This window comes from Halomonas sp. AOP5-B2-8 (assembly GCF_052376475.1).
In the GTDB taxonomy this organism is placed as follows: domain Bacteria; phylum Pseudomonadota; class Gammaproteobacteria; order Pseudomonadales; family Halomonadaceae; genus Vreelandella; species Vreelandella casei.
Window position 1 is genome coordinate 922,844 of record NZ_JBQSVS010000001.1, and the last position, 18,050, is coordinate 940,893.

The window sequence follows — 18,050 nt, forward strand, 5'->3', positions numbered from 1 at the left end:
GCATCATAATGCCGGTGCTGAACGAAGCCGCCAGCATTAAGAATGCGTTGGAACCACTGCGCACACCGAACGCGGCTCAGCAAATCGAGGTCATCGTAGTTGATGGCGGGAGCAGCGATGACAGCGTTCATATCGCCAGGCCGCTGGCAGACCATTTACTCAACAGTCCGGCCGGCCGGGCGACGCAAATGAACGTGGGCGCACAGCAGGCGAGTGCACCTACGCTATTGTTTCTGCATGCTGATACTCGCTTGCCCGAGGGCGCCATGGAGCAGATAGCCCAAGCGCTAACAACCCATGCCTGGGGCCGCTTTGATATTCAGCTTAACGGCCACAGTGGCTGGCTACCCGTGGTGAGTTGGATGATGAATAAGCGCTCGCGGCTCACCGGCATCGCGACCGGCGATCAAGGCATCTTTGTACGCACCAGCACGTTCCAGGCCATGGGCGGCTTTGCCGAGCAGCCACTGATGGAAGATATTGAGCTGTGTAAGCGGCTCACTCGCGCATCGCCTCCCGCCTGCCTAACGGCAAAAGTGATAAGCTCAGGCAGACGCTGGGATCAGCACGGCGCGTTGAAAACCATCTGCCTGATGTGGCGGCTGCGCTATCGCTACTGGCGCGGCGTTAGCGCCACTCAGCTTGCCAAGGAATATCGCGATGCCCGCTAAGATGCCTATTCAGCGCAAACCGCTGCCTCATTTGCACCTGCTGGCCAAAGCGCCGCTTGCTGGGCAGGCAAAAACGCGCTTGGCACCATTGCTGGGAGAAAGCGGTGCGGCCAATGCACACGCTGAACTGGTGCGCCACTGTGTTGCCAACGCCTGCGGGGCACTGCCCGCTGAGCAGATTACGCTATGGACGGCGCTTGACCACACCCACCCGCTATTTATTGAGTTGCACAATCAATACGGCTTGGCGTTACGCCCTCAGCCGGACGGCGATCTAGGCACTCGGGTTCGCCAGGCTCTCAACAGTACGCCGGGGCCCGCCATGCTGATGGGCAGTGATTGCCCCAGTATTACCAGTGCGCTGATTACCACCTGTGCACAGCAGCTCGCCCGCTACGATGTGGTCATTTTACCCGCGGAAGACGGCGGCTACGGTTTTGTCGGCACCCAGCAAGATTACCCTGCACTCTTTACCGACATCCCCTGGGGAACCCACACCGTGCTGAAAACCACCCAGCAGCGTATTGAGGCGATGGGGCTGCAGGCCGCTTATCCGGCAACCATCTGGGATGTAGACCGTCCAGAAGATTGGCAGCGCTGGAAAGCGTTAGCGCTTTCCGTGTAAGGAAACGGATTCTGTTCTCACTGAGTGAATCTCCCTCTTTATATAAAAGCAGTTAAACGCAATATAAAAGCAGTTAAACACAGCATGCTTACTCCCTCCCCCTGCCCCTGGAGCTTATCGTGACCCGACAACGTTTGATTCTTGCCGCGCTACTGGTCATTGCCATTGGCGTGTTTTTTCTGAGCGGTGCCCACCAGTGGTTCACGCTAGAAACCCTTAAGGCGTACCAAAGCGACTTTCAAGCGGCGTTTAATCAAAATCCATGGCAGGTGGCGGGACTCTTTTTTGCCGTCTACGTGGTGATGACCGCCCTTTCGCTACCGGGTGCCACGCTGCTCACACTGCTTGGCGGTGCGCTGTTTGGTTTGGGCTGGGGGCTGCTAATTATCTCGTTTGCCAGCACGCTGGGTGCGACGTTAGCTTTCGTACTCTCACGGTTTTTATTTCGCCAACCGATTGAAAAACGCTTTCCGCGCCAGTTTGAAGCGGTAAACCGTGGCGTTGAGCGCGACGGCGCTTTTTATCTTTTTATGCTACGCCTTGTGCCGGTGTTTCCATTTTTCATGATCAACCTGGTCATGGGGCTAACGCGGATTAAAACCGTGACGTTTTACTGGGTGAGCCAGCTTGCGATGCTGCCGGGCACGGCGGTTTTCGTCAATGCCGGTGGCCAGCTGGGTGAGCTTGAGAGCCTGGGCGGCATCGTTTCCCCGACGCTGTTAGCCTCGTTTGCGCTGCTGGCGATTTTCCCCTGGATTGCCCGGCGCATCGTGCTATTAGTGCAGCAACGCAAGGCCTACCAGGGCTTCACCCGCCCCCAGCGCTTTGATTATGACATTGTGGTGATTGGCGCAGGCTCAGCGGGGCTGGTCACCAGCTACATCGCTAGCGCCGTGAACGCCAAAGTGGCGCTAGTGGAAAAAAATAAGATGGGTGGCGATTGTCTGAATACCGGCTGCGTACCGTCTAAAGCGCTGATACGCGCCGCCCGCGCAGCCCATGAGATTCGCACCGCGTCACGCTTTGGCGTCAGCGCCAGCGAACCCGAGATCGATTTTTCCAAGGTGATGGGGCACGTTCATCAGGCAATTCGTGATATCGAACCCCACGACAGCGTAGAGCGCTACAGCAGCTTAGGCGTGGAAGTGCATGAAAATCACGCCACGCTCATCTCGCCGTGGGAAGTCCAGGTCGGCGATAAAACGCTGACTGCCCGCCATATCGTGTTGGCCACCGGGGCACGGCCACGTATTCCAGCCCTGCCGGGCATTGAGGGCGCCCCCGTTTTAACCTCAGAAAACCTTTGGTCGCTCACGGAGCTACCCAAGCGCCTAGTTGTACTGGGGGGTGGTGCCATTGGCTGCGAGCTGAGCCAGAGTTTTGCTCGCCTGGGCAGCCACGTCACGCTGGTAGAAGAAGCTGCCCAGCTGCTGGGGCGTGAAGACCATGACGTTGGTGAACTGATTGAAAACACCTTGGCTGGCGAAGGCGTCACGGTGTTGTCCCATACCAAGGCGTTCGAAGTGATGAATGATGCCGCTGGCTACCAGTTGGTCGTTGAGCAGCAAGGCGAACGCACGCTGCTCGCCTTTGACTATCTATTAGTGAGTGCAGGACGCCAAGCCAACGTTGAGGGCTTGGGGTTAGAAACGCTGGGTATCACTACCACTCAAGCGGGCACGCTGGAGCTTAACGAGCGGCTGCAAACGCGGCTTCCTAATATCTGGGCCTGCGGTGATTTAGCCGGGCCTTATCAGCTCACCCACGCTGCGTCACATCAAGCATGGCACGCAGCGGTCAATGCACTGTTTGGTGAATTCAAGAGCTTTGCGGTGGACTATCGCGTTATGCCCGCCGTCACCTACGTTCAGCCTGAGGTGGCCAGAGTAGGGCTGAATGAGAAAGAAGCTGAAGCAAAGGGTATTGCATTTGAAGTCACTCGCTACGCGATGAGCGAGAGCGACCGCGCCATTGCCGAAGGCGCCACTCAAGGCTTTATCAAGGTACTCACCGCACCCGGTAAAGATAAAATTCTCGGCGCGACGATTGTGGCTGAAAATGCTGGCGAGTGGCTGGGTGAGTTTACCCTCGCCATGAAGCATGGCCTGGGGCTTAACAAGCTGTTGGGCACTATTCATCCCTACCCTACATTGGGTGAGGCGGCCAAGGCCACGGCAGGCGTATGGAAAAATGCGCATAAACCCGAGCGGGTGCTGGCGCTATTGAAACGCTACTTCAACTGGCGTCGCGGTGACGGAAAATGAAACAGCTGCTGCTGATCGGTGCAGGCCATGCCCATGCCTTTGTGCTGGAAGCGTTTGCCAATCGGCCAGACCCGAACATTGCCATTACCGTTGTCAGCGACAGTGCTTTAGCAGCTTACTCAGGTAGCGTGCCGGCATGGCTAGCAGGTGAATGTACGCTGCGTGAGACTCAGATCGACGTGGCGGCACTGTGCCAGCGCGCCAATGCACGGCTGCTGCTTTCTTCCGTTCGCCACATCGACACGTTATCGCGTTACGTAACGCTGGCAAACGGCGACCGGATTGATTTTGACATTGCCTCGTTCAATATCGGCTCCACCCTCGCTCCACCTCAGCAGCATGGCGAACAGCTGCCCAAGCTGATGGCCATGCGCCCGTTAAGCTCGCTACACGAACGCTGGCAAGCCTTACAGGCGCATGTTCAGCACCTACCCAGCGACGGCGTTCAACGCGTTGTCGGCATTGGCGGCGGCGCGGCAGGCTGCGAAACGCTGATGAGCGTGATGGCGCAGCTACGCCACCAGCGTGCAGATATTGACTGGCGGGGGCATCTGCTCAGCGCATCCAACCGGCTTTTGCCCGGCGCGGGACGTCTGCCTCGCGGCCTAACCCAGCGTGCGCTATCACGCGCGGGTATTAGTGTGCATACGCAAATACGCGGAGTCGCGTTGGTTGACGGCGGTGTATTAACTCACTGCAACATGCTGATTCGCGCAGATATCGTGCTATGGGCAACCGGCGCCGTCGGCCATCGCTGGCTGGCAGAGTCGGCATTACCGCTGGATAAATATAACTTTATTCGGGTAAACAACACGCTAGAAGCCAGCGATCAGCCGGGGATTTTTGCCGCCGGTGACTGTGCAGCGCTAACGCCAGCACTACCTAACGCCGGCGTTTACGCGGTGCGCATGGGCCCCCACCTGGCGGAGAACCTTCGCCGCGCTTGCCACGGTGAGCCGCTGACCAACTGGCAGCCACCGAAGCGCGTCCTGGCACTGATTGGCACCGGCGATGGCCGGGCCATTGGCAGCCATGGTGACGTTGGCATCTCAGGCCGATGGGTTTGGAAATGGAAAAAGCGGATTGATGCGCGCTTTATCGCACGCTTCAATCCGCCTAATAAGTAGTGCTCAGAACAGCCTACTTGCCTTCGCGCCAGCCGCCGAGTACTCGGCTATCCGGGCCAAAAAAGACCAGCCGATCATGGTCAATTAAATAACGATAGGCCGTTTCCATCATATCCGTTACCCGCTTTGCATCGGCCATTTGGGGGCACGCCATGCGGGTTGTCGCTAATTCGCTAAACGCTATGCGCTGGCTATCGCCGAGCGTCACTTCGCCGGTAAAGCGGTTGCAGCCATCATAACCGCTGACCTTGCCGTCCTTTGCAATCTGGAAATAGGGCGTTTCCGACATGGACAGCCGCTCGTCAGTGCCAACCAGCAATAGATTCCAGCGCTGCTCAACGATAGGGCCTGAGAGCGAGGAGCCGCTCATTTGGCCTCCCGTTGCTGAGCTCGGCCCCGGGGTGCTGCTACAAGCACTCAATAACAGCGCAGCCGAAGCAAGCAGCGGCAGTAAACGCCAACCTTTCATGGTCATGATGATCCATTCCTTCTCTAGCGATTAAGCTTAACGACGATCAGCAGATTGACTACCAGCTACCGCTATTTTCCATAGAGGCCCAGGGCTCTTGGGGTGCTAACGCATCGCCTTTCTGCAGCAGCTCCACCGAAATACCATCCGGCGATTTAACAAACGCCATATAGCCGTCGCGAGGCGGGCGGTTGATAGTAACGCCGTTATCCTGCAGGTATTGGCAAAGCGCGTAAATGTCATCGACACGATAGGCTAAATGGCCGAAATTGCGCCCGCCTGAATACTCTTCTGGGTCCCAGTTGTAGGTCAGCTCTAGCTCAGGCGCCGTCAGCCGCTCTGAACGCTGCTCGTCCGCTGGCGCCGCTAGGAAAATCAGTGTGAAGCGGCCTTTCTCATTTTCTTTGCGACGCACTTCCTTGAGCCCCAGCAGGTCGCAGTAAAAATGTAGTGACGCGTCTAAATCGCTAACCCGTGCCATGGTATGAAGATATTGCATAACGACTCCTGTGAATAATTCATCTTAGCCATGCTTTACAAAAGCGTGACGATAAGACCAAAACATTGCAACGCTGTACAATGACACCATAACGTTTATCTTAACTGGGTTTACTCGATGGAGAAACCTGTGGATTCAGTCACTCAAGCCGCGCTGGGTGCTGCCATTGGCGGCGCAGTGCTAGGACGCCGCCTTGGCGGCAAAGCATTACTCATTGGCGCAGTACTCGGCACCTTGCCGGATCTTGACGTAGTGTTGGATTATGGCGATGCCGTGGCCAATGTCACCGAGCATCGCGGCTTTAGCCATTCGCTGTTTGTGCTTACCGGATTAGCCACGCTAATGGCACTGCTGTGCACACGCTTTGCCCCTGCCCGCGATATCTCCTTTCAACGCTGGTGGTGGCTTTTTACTCTTGGGCTGACCACTCACCCATTGTTAGATTCGCTGACCACTTACGGCACCCAGCTGTTGTGGCCTCTGGACCTACCCCCAGCCGCGCTGCCCATCGTTTTTATTATCGATCCGTTCTACACGCTGCCCCTGCTGATTGCCCTCGGCATTGGCCTGGCTTCAAGGCGGATAGCTAAAGCCTGCACCTGGGGATTAGCCATCTCCAGCGTTTACCTCATCATGGCGATAGGCGCCAAAACCGCAGTGGAGCATCGTTTAGCGCCGGTGCTAGCGGCACAAGGCCTGGAAGATGCGCCCTTACTTATCCAACCAGCGCCGTTCAGTATCGCGCTGTGGCGCGTAACGCTGGTGGACGGCGATCGCTACTATGAAAGTTTGGTCAGTCTGTTTGATGGCCAGCATTCACCACATCTTGAGCCGCTACATCGAAACGCTGAGTTAGAACAGGCCGCCCTCGCTAGCCAGCAGGGCCAGCGTTTAGCATGGTTTGCCGGCCCGTTCTTACGCTACGAGACACGCTTGCTGGACGGTAAAGAGACGCTGATCGCCACCGATGTCAGGCTCGGCTTTCCAGGCTTTCACCCGTTTAGCTTTACACTCGCAACCTTAGAGGATGGCGGCTGGACACCCGTGGCGGTAACCGAGCAGCTAGAAAATACGCGTGAGCTGCCTATGCAAACGCTGTTAAGTCTAGCCGCTCGCGCCACCGGCAACCCTTCCGCTCTATGCGCCAGCGAATTTGTGGCGGATGCATGGCGAGCGGAGCCCACGGCTTATCGCTGTTAAGTTAATGCCTGAGCATTGGGCAGGGCTTATGGAGCGATACCCTGGCCGCAGCCACTGTACTGCTCGCCACCATAGGTCAGCGTGACTCGGGCGGGGAAAGGTTTGCCGCTCATGTCATCGAAGCAGGCCCCCGCCTCAATGCGAACGCGAAAGAAGGGCTCGACATCGCCATTTTCAATCACCACTCGGCCGGCCTCGTTATCCATCACGCTGACCATGTAGGGCAGTTGGATTTTATCCTCACCATAATTGAGCTCAATCGTTAGCGTCGGCGTGTCGTGGGCTAACGCAATCGACCATCCTGGCTCATTGCCCTGGCCAAAGAACATGACGCCGGGCCGTTCAGCGCGGGTTAAGGCATCACGCTGCTCAGCAAGCGAGCACTGTAGCTGACCCCGTGGCGTTTCCACGCGCGCCTGGTCACCGCGATTCCAGAAGCTGATTTCACCATCCTGATAGCGAGCGCCGCTGGCCACAATCGCCTGAGGCAATCGCCAAGCACCATGCAGTGACCAAAGGCGCAGGTCGCTGTCATTGGTCGCGGTGACGAGGTGCTGCTGAGCGGGCATGCAGTGCCAAGCTTCAAACTGCTGTGCAGAGCCGGGAAAAAGCGCCGACGGTAGAAAAGGTGCCCGGTTTTCCAGCGTTGCCTGGTTAGCAACGGCCGTTTCGGCTGAAGGCGTTGCTGCACAGCCCGTTAAGGCGAACATCAGCCCTGTCACGACCGACGCCCATACGCGTGTTGTTAGCATGTTCATTGTACTGGATTCATTGTACTGGGTTCCCTGTAGGACGGATTCTATAGCTTGCGTTGTGCCTACCCGCGTTTGAACGCTTGCAGGTCTTGAGTATCGACACTTTCTACTTGTGGTGGCAACCCCTGCTCTTCGCGCTTTATTTTAAGCTGGTTTTTTTCGGCGAGACGCTCTGGATCACTATTGGCGGCACGTCCATTAAGCTCTGCTAACTGCGCCATGCCCTGATGATAAAAGGTCAGTAGGTCCAGCGCAGTGCGATTGTTCTCTTCGAATTCACGCCGCAGCGGAGCAAGATAGCCGCTGACTTGTGACAGTTGATGCTTAAGCTGCCAAACATAGCGTACCTCAGCCATCCACGGGCGCTCACGCAGCACGGCAAAGAGTGCGCTGGTTGCCAGCAATCCAAGCACAACGCCTAAGACGTTGAGCCACAGGCTGCTGCCAAAGGTAGAGGTCAGCAGCATTGAAAATAATAGACCAAAAATAATCAGCTGCCCCGCCATGGCAAAGCTGATCATACGAGCTTTGCGACGGTAAGCCTCAGGGTCGTGATGTTCTAGGTTAAATACCATAGCCAGCCTCGTTATCTTTGGAAACGCTCTTATGATACGGGGCTGACCAGGGCAAACAAGCTCTTGCGCTAAGCTAAACGCTCCGCGGCCGTTTTGAGCAGATGCTCGGTGGTTTCCCAACCCATGCAAGCATCTGTTACCGACACACCGTAGCGCATTGCGCCGGGCTTTAATGGCTGTTTGCCTTCAAACAGATGGCTTTCTAGCATTAGTGCGACTAGGTTGGCCTCGCCTGCCTGGCGCTGAGCCAACACATCCAGCATAACCTCACTCTGGCGACGATGGTCTTTACGCGCATTGGCGTGACTGCAATCCACCATCAGCCGCGGGTTTTGCCCAGCGTTACGCAGCGCGGCAATGGCCGCACGCACGTGATGCGCCTGGTAATTGGGCTCACCGTGGCCACCACGTAATACGACGTGAGTATGCGGATTGCCCGCTGCTTGCTGGACAATAGGGTGGCCCTGAGAATCAACCGCGAAGCGCTGGTGTGGATGAGCCGCCGCCTCCATGGCATCAATCGCCACCTGTACATCGCCGCTGGTGGCATTTTTAAATCCCACCGCGGCGGCTAAATCACTGGCTAGTTCGCGATGCAGCTGCGACTCCGTTGTGCGTGCGCCAATCGCCACCCAGCTCAGTAAATCGTCCAGATAAGGTGCCAGCATCGGCTGCAAAAGCTCGGTAGCCACCGGCAGACCGCGTGCTGCAACCGCATGCATCAGCTTGCGGGAAAGCGCTAAGCCACGCCCCATATCGCCGCTGCCATCCAAATCAGGATCGTAGGCTAGCCCCTTCCAACCCACCGTAGTGCGTGGCTTTTCGATATAAACGCGCATCACCGGCAAAATATGCTCGCCCACTTGCTCGCTGAGTGCGGCCAAACGATCGGCGTACTCTAGCGTCGCCTTGGGGTCATGCACCGAGCAGGGGCCTACGACGACCAGCAGGCGATCATCCTGACCGCTTAAAATTTGCTGCACGGCGTGACGCTGGCGCGAAATCTGCTCACGTAGCGAGTCATTAAGCGGAACACGCTGACGAAGCGCATCGGGAGTAGGCAGCCTTTCGGACGGCGCGGTGAAGGCCGTATCGCCGTTAGGGCTATGTTTTGAAGGGCTATGTTTTGAAGGGCTATGTTCTGAAGGACTATGTTCTGAAGGACTATGTTCTGAAGGGCTATGTTCTGAAGGGCTATGGTTTGAATGACTTGATCTTGCAGGGCTATTGACAGCAGAACTGATGGGCGCATTCATGATTAACTCTCCGTAATCGTACATCGATTGACTAAGTGACCACCCAGGCGAACACGATCGGAGGTGGCAGCTAGCACCGATCGCGCGCCACTAAATCGCCAGCCATAGCAATAGCCCACAAAGCCAATAGCAAAAGCGTTAGTCAGTACGCGATAAATCATGGTGCCGCTCCTTAATGAAATAATGATGACGATCACTATAGATACGTCCAAAAACGCCAAAAGCCCCGGCGGGGTTACCGACCGGGGCTTCTGTGCTTGCGGCAGGCAACCGAGTGGTGTGCCTGGTAGCGCGACGTTAGACGTCGGCCAAGGGCACACCGTGGCTAAACCAATACCAATAAGATGCAATGCTGTTAGCCAGCTCAGCGCTACGCGCTGGCTGAAGGCTTTCCACGCTCACACGCAAGCCATCAGCCATTATCGGCTGGGGCTTAACTGTGAATGGCGTGGCGAGTCGTCGCATGCTGATTTTCCGTTGGTAATGGTGAGCCCTGACCGATCGCCCTAAGGGCTGCCGCAGTGGCGTAATGACTTTATCCTGCCTGCAAGCGTTTCAAATGGCAATACTCATGTGCTAAAAGCTTGCAGCTAAGCAGTGCCCTTCAAGTCAAACAGGGCTAAAAAAGGGCTTAGAAAAGAGCTTTAGCGGGCCTAAGACAAATCATTTTTGGGATATTAGCTAGCCCGTGGAGCATAGGCGAACACGTCTGAAAACACGCGCTCTAATGGCCTGCCTTTACTTTCAAGCACGTCCAGGCAGGCATACACCATGCCTGGCGAGCCTGATAAATAAACATCATGCGCATGCGGGGCAATATCCGCGGCCTTCAGGGCATCATCAATACGTCCCTGCTGATGGCTAATCCGCGCTCCTGCCGCTAGCGGCTCCTCTAACGGAAGCTCGGTGACAGCATGGAATGAAACGTTGGGATACGTTTGCGCCCAGTGGCTGGCCAGCTGTTCTAGATAAAGATCACGGTGTTCGCGTGCGGCCCACCATAGCGATACTTGCCGATCGGGCTGTTCGTGCAGCACCGCCTCAACCATGGCTTTCATCTGTGAAAAGCCGGTACCCGCGGCGATGAGCATAAGCGGCCGCTGGCTTTGACGATCCAGCACGCATTCACCGCCCGGCAATCGCAGCGTTAGTTGGTTCGCGACCTTCAACAGCTCTCGTAGGCGCACGGAATTGTTTCGCTCCGGCCAATGCTGAATATGTAGTTCAACAATGCCATCCCCGCGATCGAAGCTGGCAATCGAAAACGGCACCCAGGTGGTATCGTCTAACTTAAGCTCTAAATACTGGCCCGGTGCATGCTGCATAGCTTCGGCGCGCCCTTCGAGCGTCACGCCAAACACATCGGGATTCAAGTTCTCAACTTCGGTAACTTGGCAAGTCAACGTCCTTGCACTCATGAAAGCCTCTTTTTGCAAATTCGGTCAACTATTTCGGTCAACTATAACGCGGCACGTTTAACCGCCGTGGCGAGAGGGCGGCAAATCAAGGCCAATCCCAAGTGCTTCCCAGCGATCATCCACCCGCGCTTTAACGGCTTCGTCCATCACAATGGGGGTGCCCCACTCCCGGTCTGTTTCACCCGGCCATTTATTGGTGGCATCTAGCCCCATTTTCGACCCAAGGCCTGAGACCGGCGAGGCGAAATCGAGATAATCAATCGGCGTATTCTCTACCAAGACGGTATCGCGTGCGGGATCCATTCGCGTGGTGATGGCCCAAATAACGTCTTCCCAGTTGCGCGCATCAACGTCGTCATCCAGCACAATCACAAACTTGGTGTACATGAACTGCCGCAGAAAGCTCCAGACCCCCATCATTACGCGCTTGGCATGGCCAGGATACTGCTTCTTCATAGTGACCACCGCCATGCGGTACGAACAGCCTTCTGGCGGCAGATAAAAGTCGACAATTTCTGGAAATTGTTTACATAGAATCGGCACAAATACTTCGTTCAACGCTAACCCAAGGATCGCCGGTTCGTCAGGCGGACGCCCGGTGTAGGTTGAATGATAAATCGCGTCACGGCGCATGGTCATACGGGTGACGGTAAAGACAGGAAAGTGATCGACCTCATTGTAGTAACCGGTATGGTCACCAAAGGGACCTTCCGCTGCCATGTCGTCGGGATAGATGAAGCCTTCGAGGATGATTTCGCTCGATGCCGGCACATCAAGATCCGCATGGCCGCACTTGACTAGCTCAGTACGCGAGCCACGTAGCAGCCCTGCAAAGGCATACTCCGAAAGAGAATCTGGCACGGGCGTAACGGCGGCAAGAATCGTTGCCGGATCAGCGCCCAAAGCCACCGCCACCGGAAACGGCTCTCCGGGATGTTCTTTTTGAAACTCTAAGAAATCCAAAGCGCCGCCGCGATGGGATAGCCAGCGCATAATCAGGCGGTTTTTACCGATTTTCTGCTGACGATAAATACCAAGATTTTGGCGCTTTTTATGCGGCCCTTTGGTAATCACCAACGGCCAGGTGACCAACGGCCCTGCGTCGCCAGGCCAGCAGTGCTGGATTGGTAGCAGGCCCAGGTCGACGTCGTCATCCTCATAAACCACTTCTTGCACCGGCGCCCGCTTGACGTTTTTGGGCCCCATGCTGAGCACTTGCTTGAAAATCGGCAGCTTGTCCCAGGCATCTTTTAAGCCTTTAGGCGGGTCGGGCTCTTTGAGAAACGCCAGCAGCTTGCCGACTTCTCGCAACGCTTCTACCGAGTCCTGCCCCATTCCCAGCGCTACCCGCTTGGGCGTGCCAAAGAGGTTGCCCAGCAGCGGCATGTCGTGGCCCTTGACGTTTTCAAACAACAGCGCCGGGCCACCGGCACGCAGCGTGCGGTCGCAAATTTCAGTGATTTCCAGATAAGGATCGACTTCGACGTGGATACGTTTGAGTTCACCACGGGCTTCTAACGCCGCGATGAACTCACGCAAGTCTTTGTACTTCAAGGCACGCTCCCTGGCTGGCTACTGCACGGCGGCGTTTGTCCTACTCAACGCTAGCAGCGCTGATATGAACAACACGCTAGCGGCGCTTCATCGCTTCAAAGAATTCGAGATTGGTCTTGGTGTCTTTCAGACGATCAATCAGGAACTCGGTCGCGGCGGTATCTTCCATCGGATTGAGAAGCTTGCGCAGAATCCACATGCGCTGCATTTCATCCTCAGAGGCCAGCAAGTCTTCACGACGAGTGCCACTGCGACGGATATTGATCGCCGGGAATACGCGACGCTCGGCCAGCTTGCGGTCCAGGTGGGCTTCCATATTGCCGGTACCCTTGAACTCTTCAAAGATGACTTCGTCCATCTTAGAGCCGGTATCGACCAGCGCAGTAGCGATAATCGTCAGGCTGCCGCCCTCTTCGATATTACGCGCAGCACCGAAGAAGCGCTTTGGCTTCTCAAGCGCGTGGGCATCCACACCACCGGTCAGTACTTTGCCGGAGCTAGGCACTACGGTGTTGTAAGCGCGCGCTAAGCGAGTAATCGAGTCAAGCAGGATGACCACATCTTTCTTGTGCTCAACCAAACGCTTGGCTTTCTCGATGACCATTTCCGCCACCTGTACGTGACGCGCTGGCGGCTCATCGAAGGTCGATGCAACCACTTCGCCACGCACGGTGCGCGACATTTCGGTCACTTCCTCAGGGCGCTCATCGATCAACAGTACGATCAGATGACACTCTGGATTGTTACGCGTGATAGAGGTCGCGATGTTTTGCAACATGAGCGTTTTACCCGCTTTAGGCGGCGATACCAGCAAGCCACGTTGGCCTTTACCAATCGGCGCGGTGAGATCAATGATCCGCGCGGTAAGGTCTTCCGTGGAGCCGTTACCGATCTCCATACGCATGCGATCGTCTGGGAACAGGGGTGTTAAGTTCTCAAACAGTATCTTGTGCTTGGCGTTTTCCGGACGGTCAAAGTTGATTTGACTGACCTTCAGCAGGGCGAAATAGCGCTCACCCTCCTTCGGCGGACGGATTTTGCCTGAAATGGAATCGCCCTTGCGCAGATTGAAACGACGGATCTGTGAAGGCGAAATGTAAATATCATCTGGACCGGCCAGATAGGAGCTGTCAGCGCTACGCAGGAAGCCAAAGCCATCCTGAAGAATTTCCAGCACACCATCGCCATAAATATCCTCGCCACTTTTGGCGTGTTTTTTCAGGATGGCGAAAATGATGTCCTGCTTGCGCGAACGGGCCAAGTTATCAATACCCATTTCACGGGCGATATCGAGGAGCTCGGGAACGGTTTTTTGCTTGAGTTCAGTAAGATTCATCGGTGTGTTAGAAAATTGCTCATGGAAGCTGGGCGCTAGGCGCCGGGAATAAGACAGGAGGCGTTTCAGTTACGCCGTGTGATGCGTTCAGACCCCGGAAAAGACACGCGCTCGAAAATGAAAGGAACTTGATTGGGCTCAGTTAATGACACTATTGGTTAGTGTGATTAAGGCTCAACTCGAGGGTGCTAACGGTTGTTTAATCTGGTTCGCACAGGAGAGTGGCGAAACCAGTGGGCTATCTGACGACTTGGAAATCTGGCTGACGCTAACGAGATAAACCATGAGTAGCGTCTGGGGCGACCAAGATGCCGTACTTGAACGACGAATGTAAAACGATTTATTACCATAACGCCGCGCTTGTGGACACACTAACAAACTAGGTCATATCAAGCCAGTAGCTCGATGGTAGTCAAGCATCGCGACAAACGCAAGTCTTTGGTAATTGACAATGGATAAAGCTCACCGCAACCTTGGCACAGACCATAAGAAGGATAGCGTATGCCCCAGGACCTTTCGACACCCACTACCGCCACTGCGGAGACAGAAAGCGTTGCGCCACAGCGCTTTGCCGCGATTGACCTGGGCTCCAACAGCTTCCATCTTTTAGTGGCCAACTATCAGCATGAGCGCCTGCAGGTCGTCGCCCGACTGGGCGAAAAAGTCCAGCTGGCAGCGGGTTTAGATGATGATGGGCTGCTCAATGAAGCCGCCATACAGCGTGCGCTGGACTGCCTGGGCCGCTTCGCGCCGTTTCTTAGCGACATTCCCCATGGCAACTTACGCATCGTCGGCACCAACGCGCTGCGCGACGCACGTAACAGCCAAGCCTTTATTGAGCGCGCTGAAGCTCAGCTAGGTCACGCTATCGAGATTATTGCCGGTCGCGAAGAAGCCCGCCTCATTTACCTAGGTGCTGCTCACGCGCTGGCCGAAAACGGCCGCCGCTTAATTGTCGATATCGGCGGCGGCTCCACCGAGTTCATCATTGGCGAAGCCTTTGAACCCAAAGCATTGGAAAGCCTGCGCATGGGCTGCGTGACCTTTTCTCGACGCTTTTTCCCCGATGGTGAGTTAAACGAAAAACGCATGCGCCGTGCTGAAATCGCCGCCCTCTCAGAACTCGCTAATATCCAGCGCCCTTATCAGCGTTTAGGCTGGGACGACCCTGTCGGCTCAAGCGGCACGATCAAAGCTGCCGCTAGCGTGCTGCATGCTTACGGCGATACGCCTCATGAAGGGGTTATTACGCGCAGCGGGTTAAAAAAACTGCGCGAGCGCCTGCTGAAATGCAAGCAGCTGGACAAAGTCGAACTCGATGGCCTAAAGGCTGATCGCGCCAAAGTCTTCCCTGCGGGGATTGCCATCCTAGGAGCGATTTTTGAAGCCTTCGATCTCACGCAAATGCGTTTTGCGGACGGCGCCCTGCGCGAAGGCGTGCTCTACGATATGGCGGGACGCAATAGTGCTGAAGATTCACGCTCGAAAAGCCTGGAATCGCTGAAGCGAATCTACGATGTAGATACTCGCCAAGGAGCCAATGTCGCCGATACCGCCGAGCGTTTATTTAACCAGGTACGCCATGCCTGGTCGTTGGGCCCCGCCCAGGCGCGCCACTTACAGTGGGCAAGCCATGTGCATGAAATTGGCCTTGCGATTTCCCATAGCCAATTTCACCGCCATGGGGCCTACCTGCTGGAACACTCCGACCTGGCCGGCTTTTCACGCCCGGAACAGCGCCAGCTGGCCTTTCTAGTGCGCGCCCATCGACGCAAATTTCCGCTCAAAGAGTGGCAAGCGCTGCCAGAAACACAGCAGGCGAGCGCTCAAAAGCTCGCTCGGCTGCTGCGCTTGGCGGTTTTATTTAATCATTCTCGACCTGAAGCGACGCCAGCGCTACCGCTATTAAACGTCGATAGCGACAGTTTGACGATTACACTGCCGGAAAGCGATGAACCCACCCTGCTGAGCACCGACCTCGAACAGGAGCAGATGTTTATGCAAGCCGCGGGGTTTAATTTTGCGGTTAAGCAGGTGAAGGCTGAGGAGTAAACTCGACCCCTTCAGCCTGCCAAAGCAGCCTACCAGGAGGAGAAACCACGCCAATACAGGTCTCTGCCTGCATCACCACCACTAGCCGCTCGCGCTCCCAGGGCGGCACGGATGCCTCTTGCAGCAACCGCTTTAAATCGCGCCGACCACGCCCGGGCAGTTGGATCACCTCGCCCCCCTTGCGCCAGGCCACCCGCAGCTGTTGTGAGCAAGTCACCTGCCAACCTAACCGCCCCACTGGCGTTTCGAGCGGCGTTTGACCATCCCAGAAAACGTCCCACGGCAGTAGCGATTCAAGCCTTGTCATAACGTAGAGTCGGTGGCGCCATAGCCGTGCCTGACCACCCGGCCACTCAACGCAGACCGCTGCATCGGCCTTAGCCGTAAGCTGCTCCAACAGGCTTTCTAAGCGTTTTTGCGGCGGCGGCGCCAAGCCTTGCTGTTGGCACAGCGCTCGCACCAGCAGCCGCTGACGCGGGCGTGAGCATCGATTAAGCGCATCGACATCCACCTGGCCATCATTGGTCATAAGGCCCGCTAGTTCTGCTGCCACGTACTCACCCAGTACGGTATCCGCCTCATACGCATGCGCCGCGCTATTCGCTAACGCACGCGCGGCTCCTGGCCAGCGCTCCTGGATTTCCGGCAGCACGCGATGGCGCAGGCGGTTACGGTCGAGGCTAATATCAGCATTAGTAGGGTCTTCACACCACGTTAGTGCTAGTGAACGCGCCGCGGCTTCCAACTCGGCTCGACGTGCGCTCAGCCAGGGGCGCACAAGCGTAATACCCTGAGATTCACGCCGATAAGGCATGCCCGCCAAGCCACGTAACCCGCTGCCCCGCAGCGCAGCGAGCAGAAACGTTTCTGCCTGATCATCCTGGTGCTGGGCAAGCCATAGCGCATCGCCAGCGGCTAGCGTGGCGTAAAACGCGGCGTAACGAGCGTTACGTGCAGCGCCTTCGATACCCTGCCCCTGCACAGCCACCGTGACATTGACCACCGTCAGCGGCACATTCAAGCGCTCACACAGCGCCCGCGAGTGCGCCTCAAAGGCCTGGGCAGACGCCTGAAGGCCGTGGTTGATATGAATAGCGCGAACGCAGCGATTAGCCTGCTTGCCTACCATGGCGGCGAGTGTCACCAGCAGGCACGAATCTAAACCGCCGGATAGCGCCACCCAAACAGAGCGCCCCGGCGGGGTTTCCGCCAGGGCGTCGTTAAGCAGGCTTTGCAGTGTGCTAAGCGGCTGGGGCGCCATAGCTCATTAAGCGCTTGTAGCGGCGCTCCAGCAGCGCCTCGGTGTCCATCGACTGCAAACGCTCTAAGCTCGCAGACAGCGCCTCTTTAACACGCTCAGCGGTGGTTAGAGGATGCCGATGCGAGCCGCCTAACGGCTCTTTAATCAATGAATCGACAAACCCAAGCTCTTTTAGACGCTCGGCGGTAATACCCATGGCCTGAGCAGCGTCAGAGGCTTTGGTCGCGCTCTTCCATAGAATCGAGGCGCAGCCTTCCGGCGAGATAACCGAGTAAGTCGAGTACTGCAGCATTTGTAGCTCGTCGCAGACGCCAATAGCCAGCGCGCCACCGGAGCCGCCCTCACCCACCACGGTAGAAATAATCGGTGTTTTCAGCCGTGACATAACGGCCAAATTGTAGGCAATTGCTTCTGACTGACCGCGCTCTTCGGCATCAATGCCGGGATAAGCGCCGGGCGTATCGATAAAGGTCAGAATCGGCATTTTGAAACGTTCGGCCATCTCCATCAAGCGGCACGCTTTGCGATAGCCTTCTGGACGCGGCATACCGAAATTGCGGCGCACTTTCTCTTTCACGTCACGGCCTTTTTGATGGCCAATCACCATCACCGGCGCATCGTTCAACCGCGCAACCCCACCAACAAGAGCGGCATCGTCGGCGAAGTTACGATCGCCATGCAGCTCATCAAAGTCAGTAAAAACATGCTCAAGATAGTCGAGCGTATAGGGACGCTGCGGGTGACGCGATAGCTGAGAAACCTGCCAGGGAGTTAAATCCTTGAAGATAGATTCCGTCAGCTTGCGACTTTTTTCTTCCAGGCGAGCAATCTCATCGGAGAGATTCACTTGGCTGCTGGAGCCGACTAAACGCAGCTCTTCAATTTTTGCCTGAAGCTCGGCAATGGGCTGTTCGAAATCGAGATAATTAGGATTCATCGGCGCTACCTGTAAAAAGAAGCCTGATCAAAATAAGCATTGATAAATAAT

Annotated in this window: 18 protein-coding genes; 6 read left to right on the top strand and 12 right to left on the bottom strand. The window is 56.2% G+C overall.

Features of this window, described 5'->3' with window-relative positions:
* Positions 1-8: 8 nt before the first annotated feature.
* The 4 genes from ACT3RP_RS04140 to ACT3RP_RS04155 all read left to right on the top strand — a co-directional run bounded on the left by ACT3RP_RS04140 (position 9) and on the right by ACT3RP_RS04155 (position 4,687).
* Positions 9-671 (top strand): TIGR04283 family arsenosugar biosynthesis glycosyltransferase, encoded by a 663-nt coding sequence (locus ACT3RP_RS04140; protein ID WP_407647781.1) that lies wholly within the window; start codon positions 9-11, stop codon positions 669-671.
* On the top strand, positions 661-1,296 hold the full coding sequence (locus ACT3RP_RS04145; protein WP_441683951.1) for a TIGR04282 family arsenosugar biosynthesis glycosyltransferase: 636 nt from the start codon (positions 661-663) through the stop codon (positions 1,294-1,296). Before ACT3RP_RS04140 ends, ACT3RP_RS04145 begins: the two co-directional genes overlap by 11 nt.
* A gap of 119 nt (positions 1,297-1,415) precedes the next feature.
* Positions 1,416-3,560 carry a dihydrolipoyl dehydrogenase family protein gene (locus ACT3RP_RS04150; RefSeq protein WP_483393317.1) on the top strand — a complete coding sequence of 715 codons (2,145 nt, stop codon included), beginning with the start codon at positions 1,416-1,418 and terminating at the stop codon, positions 3,558-3,560.
* Positions 3,557-4,687 (top strand): FAD-dependent oxidoreductase, encoded by a 1,131-nt coding sequence (locus ACT3RP_RS04155; protein WP_483393318.1) that lies wholly within the window; start codon positions 3,557-3,559, stop codon positions 4,685-4,687. Before ACT3RP_RS04150 ends, ACT3RP_RS04155 begins: the two co-directional genes overlap by 4 nt.
* Before the next feature lie 13 nt (positions 4,688-4,700).
* On the opposite strand, the gene ACT3RP_RS04160 is transcribed toward ACT3RP_RS04155, so the two are convergent.
* Together ACT3RP_RS04160 and ACT3RP_RS04165 are read right to left on the bottom strand one after the other, a co-directional pair.
* Positions 4,701-5,162 (bottom strand): META domain-containing protein, encoded by a 462-nt coding sequence (locus ACT3RP_RS04160; RefSeq protein WP_235041276.1) that lies wholly within the window; start codon positions 5,160-5,162, stop codon positions 4,701-4,703.
* Positions 5,163-5,214: 52 nt separating this feature from the next.
* A complete protein-coding gene (locus ACT3RP_RS04165) occupies positions 5,215-5,655 on the bottom strand; it encodes a VOC family protein (protein ID WP_441671776.1) in 441 nt (146 codons plus the stop codon).
* Between the two features lie 129 nt (positions 5,656-5,784).
* On the opposite strand from ACT3RP_RS04165, the gene ACT3RP_RS04170 reads away from it, so the two are divergent.
* Positions 5,785-6,855: a metal-dependent hydrolase gene (locus ACT3RP_RS04170; RefSeq protein WP_483393319.1), complete on the top strand. Its 1,071-nt coding sequence runs from the start codon at positions 5,785-5,787 to the stop codon at positions 6,853-6,855.
* A 26-nt stretch (positions 6,856-6,881) separates the two neighbouring features.
* Here ACT3RP_RS04170 and ACT3RP_RS04175 read toward each other — a convergent pair whose 3' ends face one another.
* The 8 genes from ACT3RP_RS04175 to rho form a co-directional block, all read right to left on the bottom strand.
* Positions 6,882-7,613: an MliC family protein gene (locus ACT3RP_RS04175; RefSeq protein WP_483393320.1), complete on the bottom strand. Its 732-nt coding sequence runs from the start codon at positions 7,611-7,613 to the stop codon at positions 6,882-6,884.
* A gap of 59 nt (positions 7,614-7,672) precedes the next feature.
* Positions 7,673-8,185 carry a DUF3087 family protein gene (locus ACT3RP_RS04180; protein WP_441683961.1) on the bottom strand — a complete coding sequence of 171 codons (513 nt, stop codon included), beginning with the start codon at positions 8,183-8,185 and terminating at the stop codon, positions 7,673-7,675.
* 68 nt (positions 8,186-8,253) lie between these two features.
* Positions 8,254-9,441, bottom strand: a complete 1,188-nt coding sequence (locus ACT3RP_RS04185; RefSeq protein WP_483393321.1) for a 3-deoxy-7-phosphoheptulonate synthase — start codon at positions 9,439-9,441, stop codon at positions 8,254-8,256.
* 2 nt (positions 9,442-9,443) lie between these two features.
* On the bottom strand, positions 9,444-9,602 hold the full coding sequence (locus tag ACT3RP_RS04190; RefSeq protein ID WP_441683965.1) for a hypothetical protein: 159 nt from the start codon (positions 9,600-9,602) through the stop codon (positions 9,444-9,446).
* A gap of 136 nt (positions 9,603-9,738) precedes the next feature.
* Positions 9,739-9,906: a hypothetical protein gene (locus ACT3RP_RS04195; protein WP_441683967.1), complete on the bottom strand. Its 168-nt coding sequence runs from the start codon at positions 9,904-9,906 to the stop codon at positions 9,739-9,741.
* A 212-nt stretch (positions 9,907-10,118) separates the two neighbouring features.
* Entirely contained in the window at positions 10,119-10,859 is a 741-nt protein-coding gene (locus ACT3RP_RS04200) for an FAD-binding oxidoreductase (RefSeq protein ID WP_483393322.1), read from the bottom strand.
* Between the two features lie 57 nt (positions 10,860-10,916).
* Positions 10,917-12,413 (bottom strand): 4-hydroxy-3-polyprenylbenzoate decarboxylase, encoded by a 1,497-nt coding sequence (gene ubiD, locus ACT3RP_RS04205; protein WP_441683971.1) that lies wholly within the window; start codon positions 12,411-12,413, stop codon positions 10,917-10,919.
* 76 nt (positions 12,414-12,489) lie between these two features.
* The gene (gene rho / locus ACT3RP_RS04210) at positions 12,490-13,749 is read right to left on the bottom strand and encodes a transcription termination factor Rho (protein WP_007111700.1); all 1,260 of its coding nucleotides are present in this window, start codon (positions 13,747-13,749) and stop codon (positions 12,490-12,492) included.
* A gap of 501 nt (positions 13,750-14,250) precedes the next feature.
* Between rho and ppx the strand changes: the two genes are divergently transcribed.
* Entirely contained in the window at positions 14,251-15,801 is a 1,551-nt protein-coding gene (ppx, locus tag ACT3RP_RS04215) for an exopolyphosphatase (protein ID WP_483393323.1), read from the top strand.
* On the opposite strand, the gene tilS is transcribed toward ppx, so the two are convergent.
* Complete coding sequence (gene tilS, locus ACT3RP_RS04220; RefSeq protein WP_483393324.1) at positions 15,776-17,062, bottom strand: tRNA lysidine(34) synthetase TilS; 1,287 nt, start codon at positions 17,060-17,062, stop codon at positions 15,776-15,778. The two genes, ppx and tilS, sit on opposite strands and share 26 nt — an antisense overlap.
* The gene (accA, locus tag ACT3RP_RS04225; RefSeq protein WP_441683977.1) at positions 17,043-17,999 is read right to left on the bottom strand and encodes an acetyl-CoA carboxylase carboxyl transferase subunit alpha; all 957 of its coding nucleotides are present in this window, start codon (positions 17,997-17,999) and stop codon (positions 17,043-17,045) included. The genes tilS and accA overlap by 20 nt, the downstream gene beginning before the upstream one ends.
* Positions 18,000-18,050 lie beyond the last annotated feature (51 nt).

Coding starts and splice junctions, on each gene's coding strand:
- ACT3RP_RS04140 (WP_407647781.1), top strand. CDS start 9: ATGCCGGTGCTGAACGAAGCCGCCAGCATTAAGAATGCGTTGGAACCA.
- ACT3RP_RS04145 (WP_441683951.1), top strand. CDS start 661: ATGCCCGCTAAGATGCCTATTCAGCGCAAACCGCTGCCTCATTTGCAC.
- ACT3RP_RS04155 (WP_483393318.1), top strand. CDS start 3,557: ATGAAACAGCTGCTGCTGATCGGTGCAGGCCATGCCCATGCCTTTGTG.
- ACT3RP_RS04160 (WP_235041276.1), bottom strand. CDS start 5,162: ATGACCATGAAAGGTTGGCGTTTACTGCCGCTGCTTGCTTCGGCTGCG.
- ACT3RP_RS04165 (WP_441671776.1), bottom strand. CDS start 5,655: ATGCAATATCTTCATACCATGGCACGGGTTAGCGATTTAGACGCGTCA.
- ACT3RP_RS04175 (WP_483393320.1), bottom strand. CDS start 7,613: ATGAACATGCTAACAACACGCGTATGGGCGTCGGTCGTGACAGGGCTG.
- ACT3RP_RS04180 (WP_441683961.1), bottom strand. CDS start 8,185: ATGGTATTTAACCTAGAACATCACGACCCTGAGGCTTACCGTCGCAAA.
- ACT3RP_RS04185 (WP_483393321.1), bottom strand. CDS start 9,441: ATGAATGCGCCCATCAGTTCTGCTGTCAATAGCCCTGCAAGATCAAGT.
- ACT3RP_RS04190 (WP_441683965.1), bottom strand. CDS start 9,602: ATGATTTATCGCGTACTGACTAACGCTTTTGCTATTGGCTTTGTGGGC.
- ACT3RP_RS04195 (WP_441683967.1), bottom strand. CDS start 9,906: ATGCGACGACTCGCCACGCCATTCACAGTTAAGCCCCAGCCGATAATG.
- ACT3RP_RS04200 (WP_483393322.1), bottom strand. CDS start 10,859: ATGAGTGCAAGGACGTTGACTTGCCAAGTTACCGAAGTTGAGAACTTG.
- rho (WP_007111700.1), bottom strand. CDS start 13,749: ATGAATCTTACTGAACTCAAGCAAAAAACCGTTCCCGAGCTCCTCGAT.
- ppx (WP_483393323.1), top strand. CDS start 14,251: ATGCCCCAGGACCTTTCGACACCCACTACCGCCACTGCGGAGACAGAA.
- tilS (WP_483393324.1), bottom strand. CDS start 17,062: ATGGCGCCCCAGCCGCTTAGCACACTGCAAAGCCTGCTTAACGACGCC.
- accA (WP_441683977.1), bottom strand. CDS start 17,999: ATGAATCCTAATTATCTCGATTTCGAACAGCCCATTGCCGAGCTTCAG.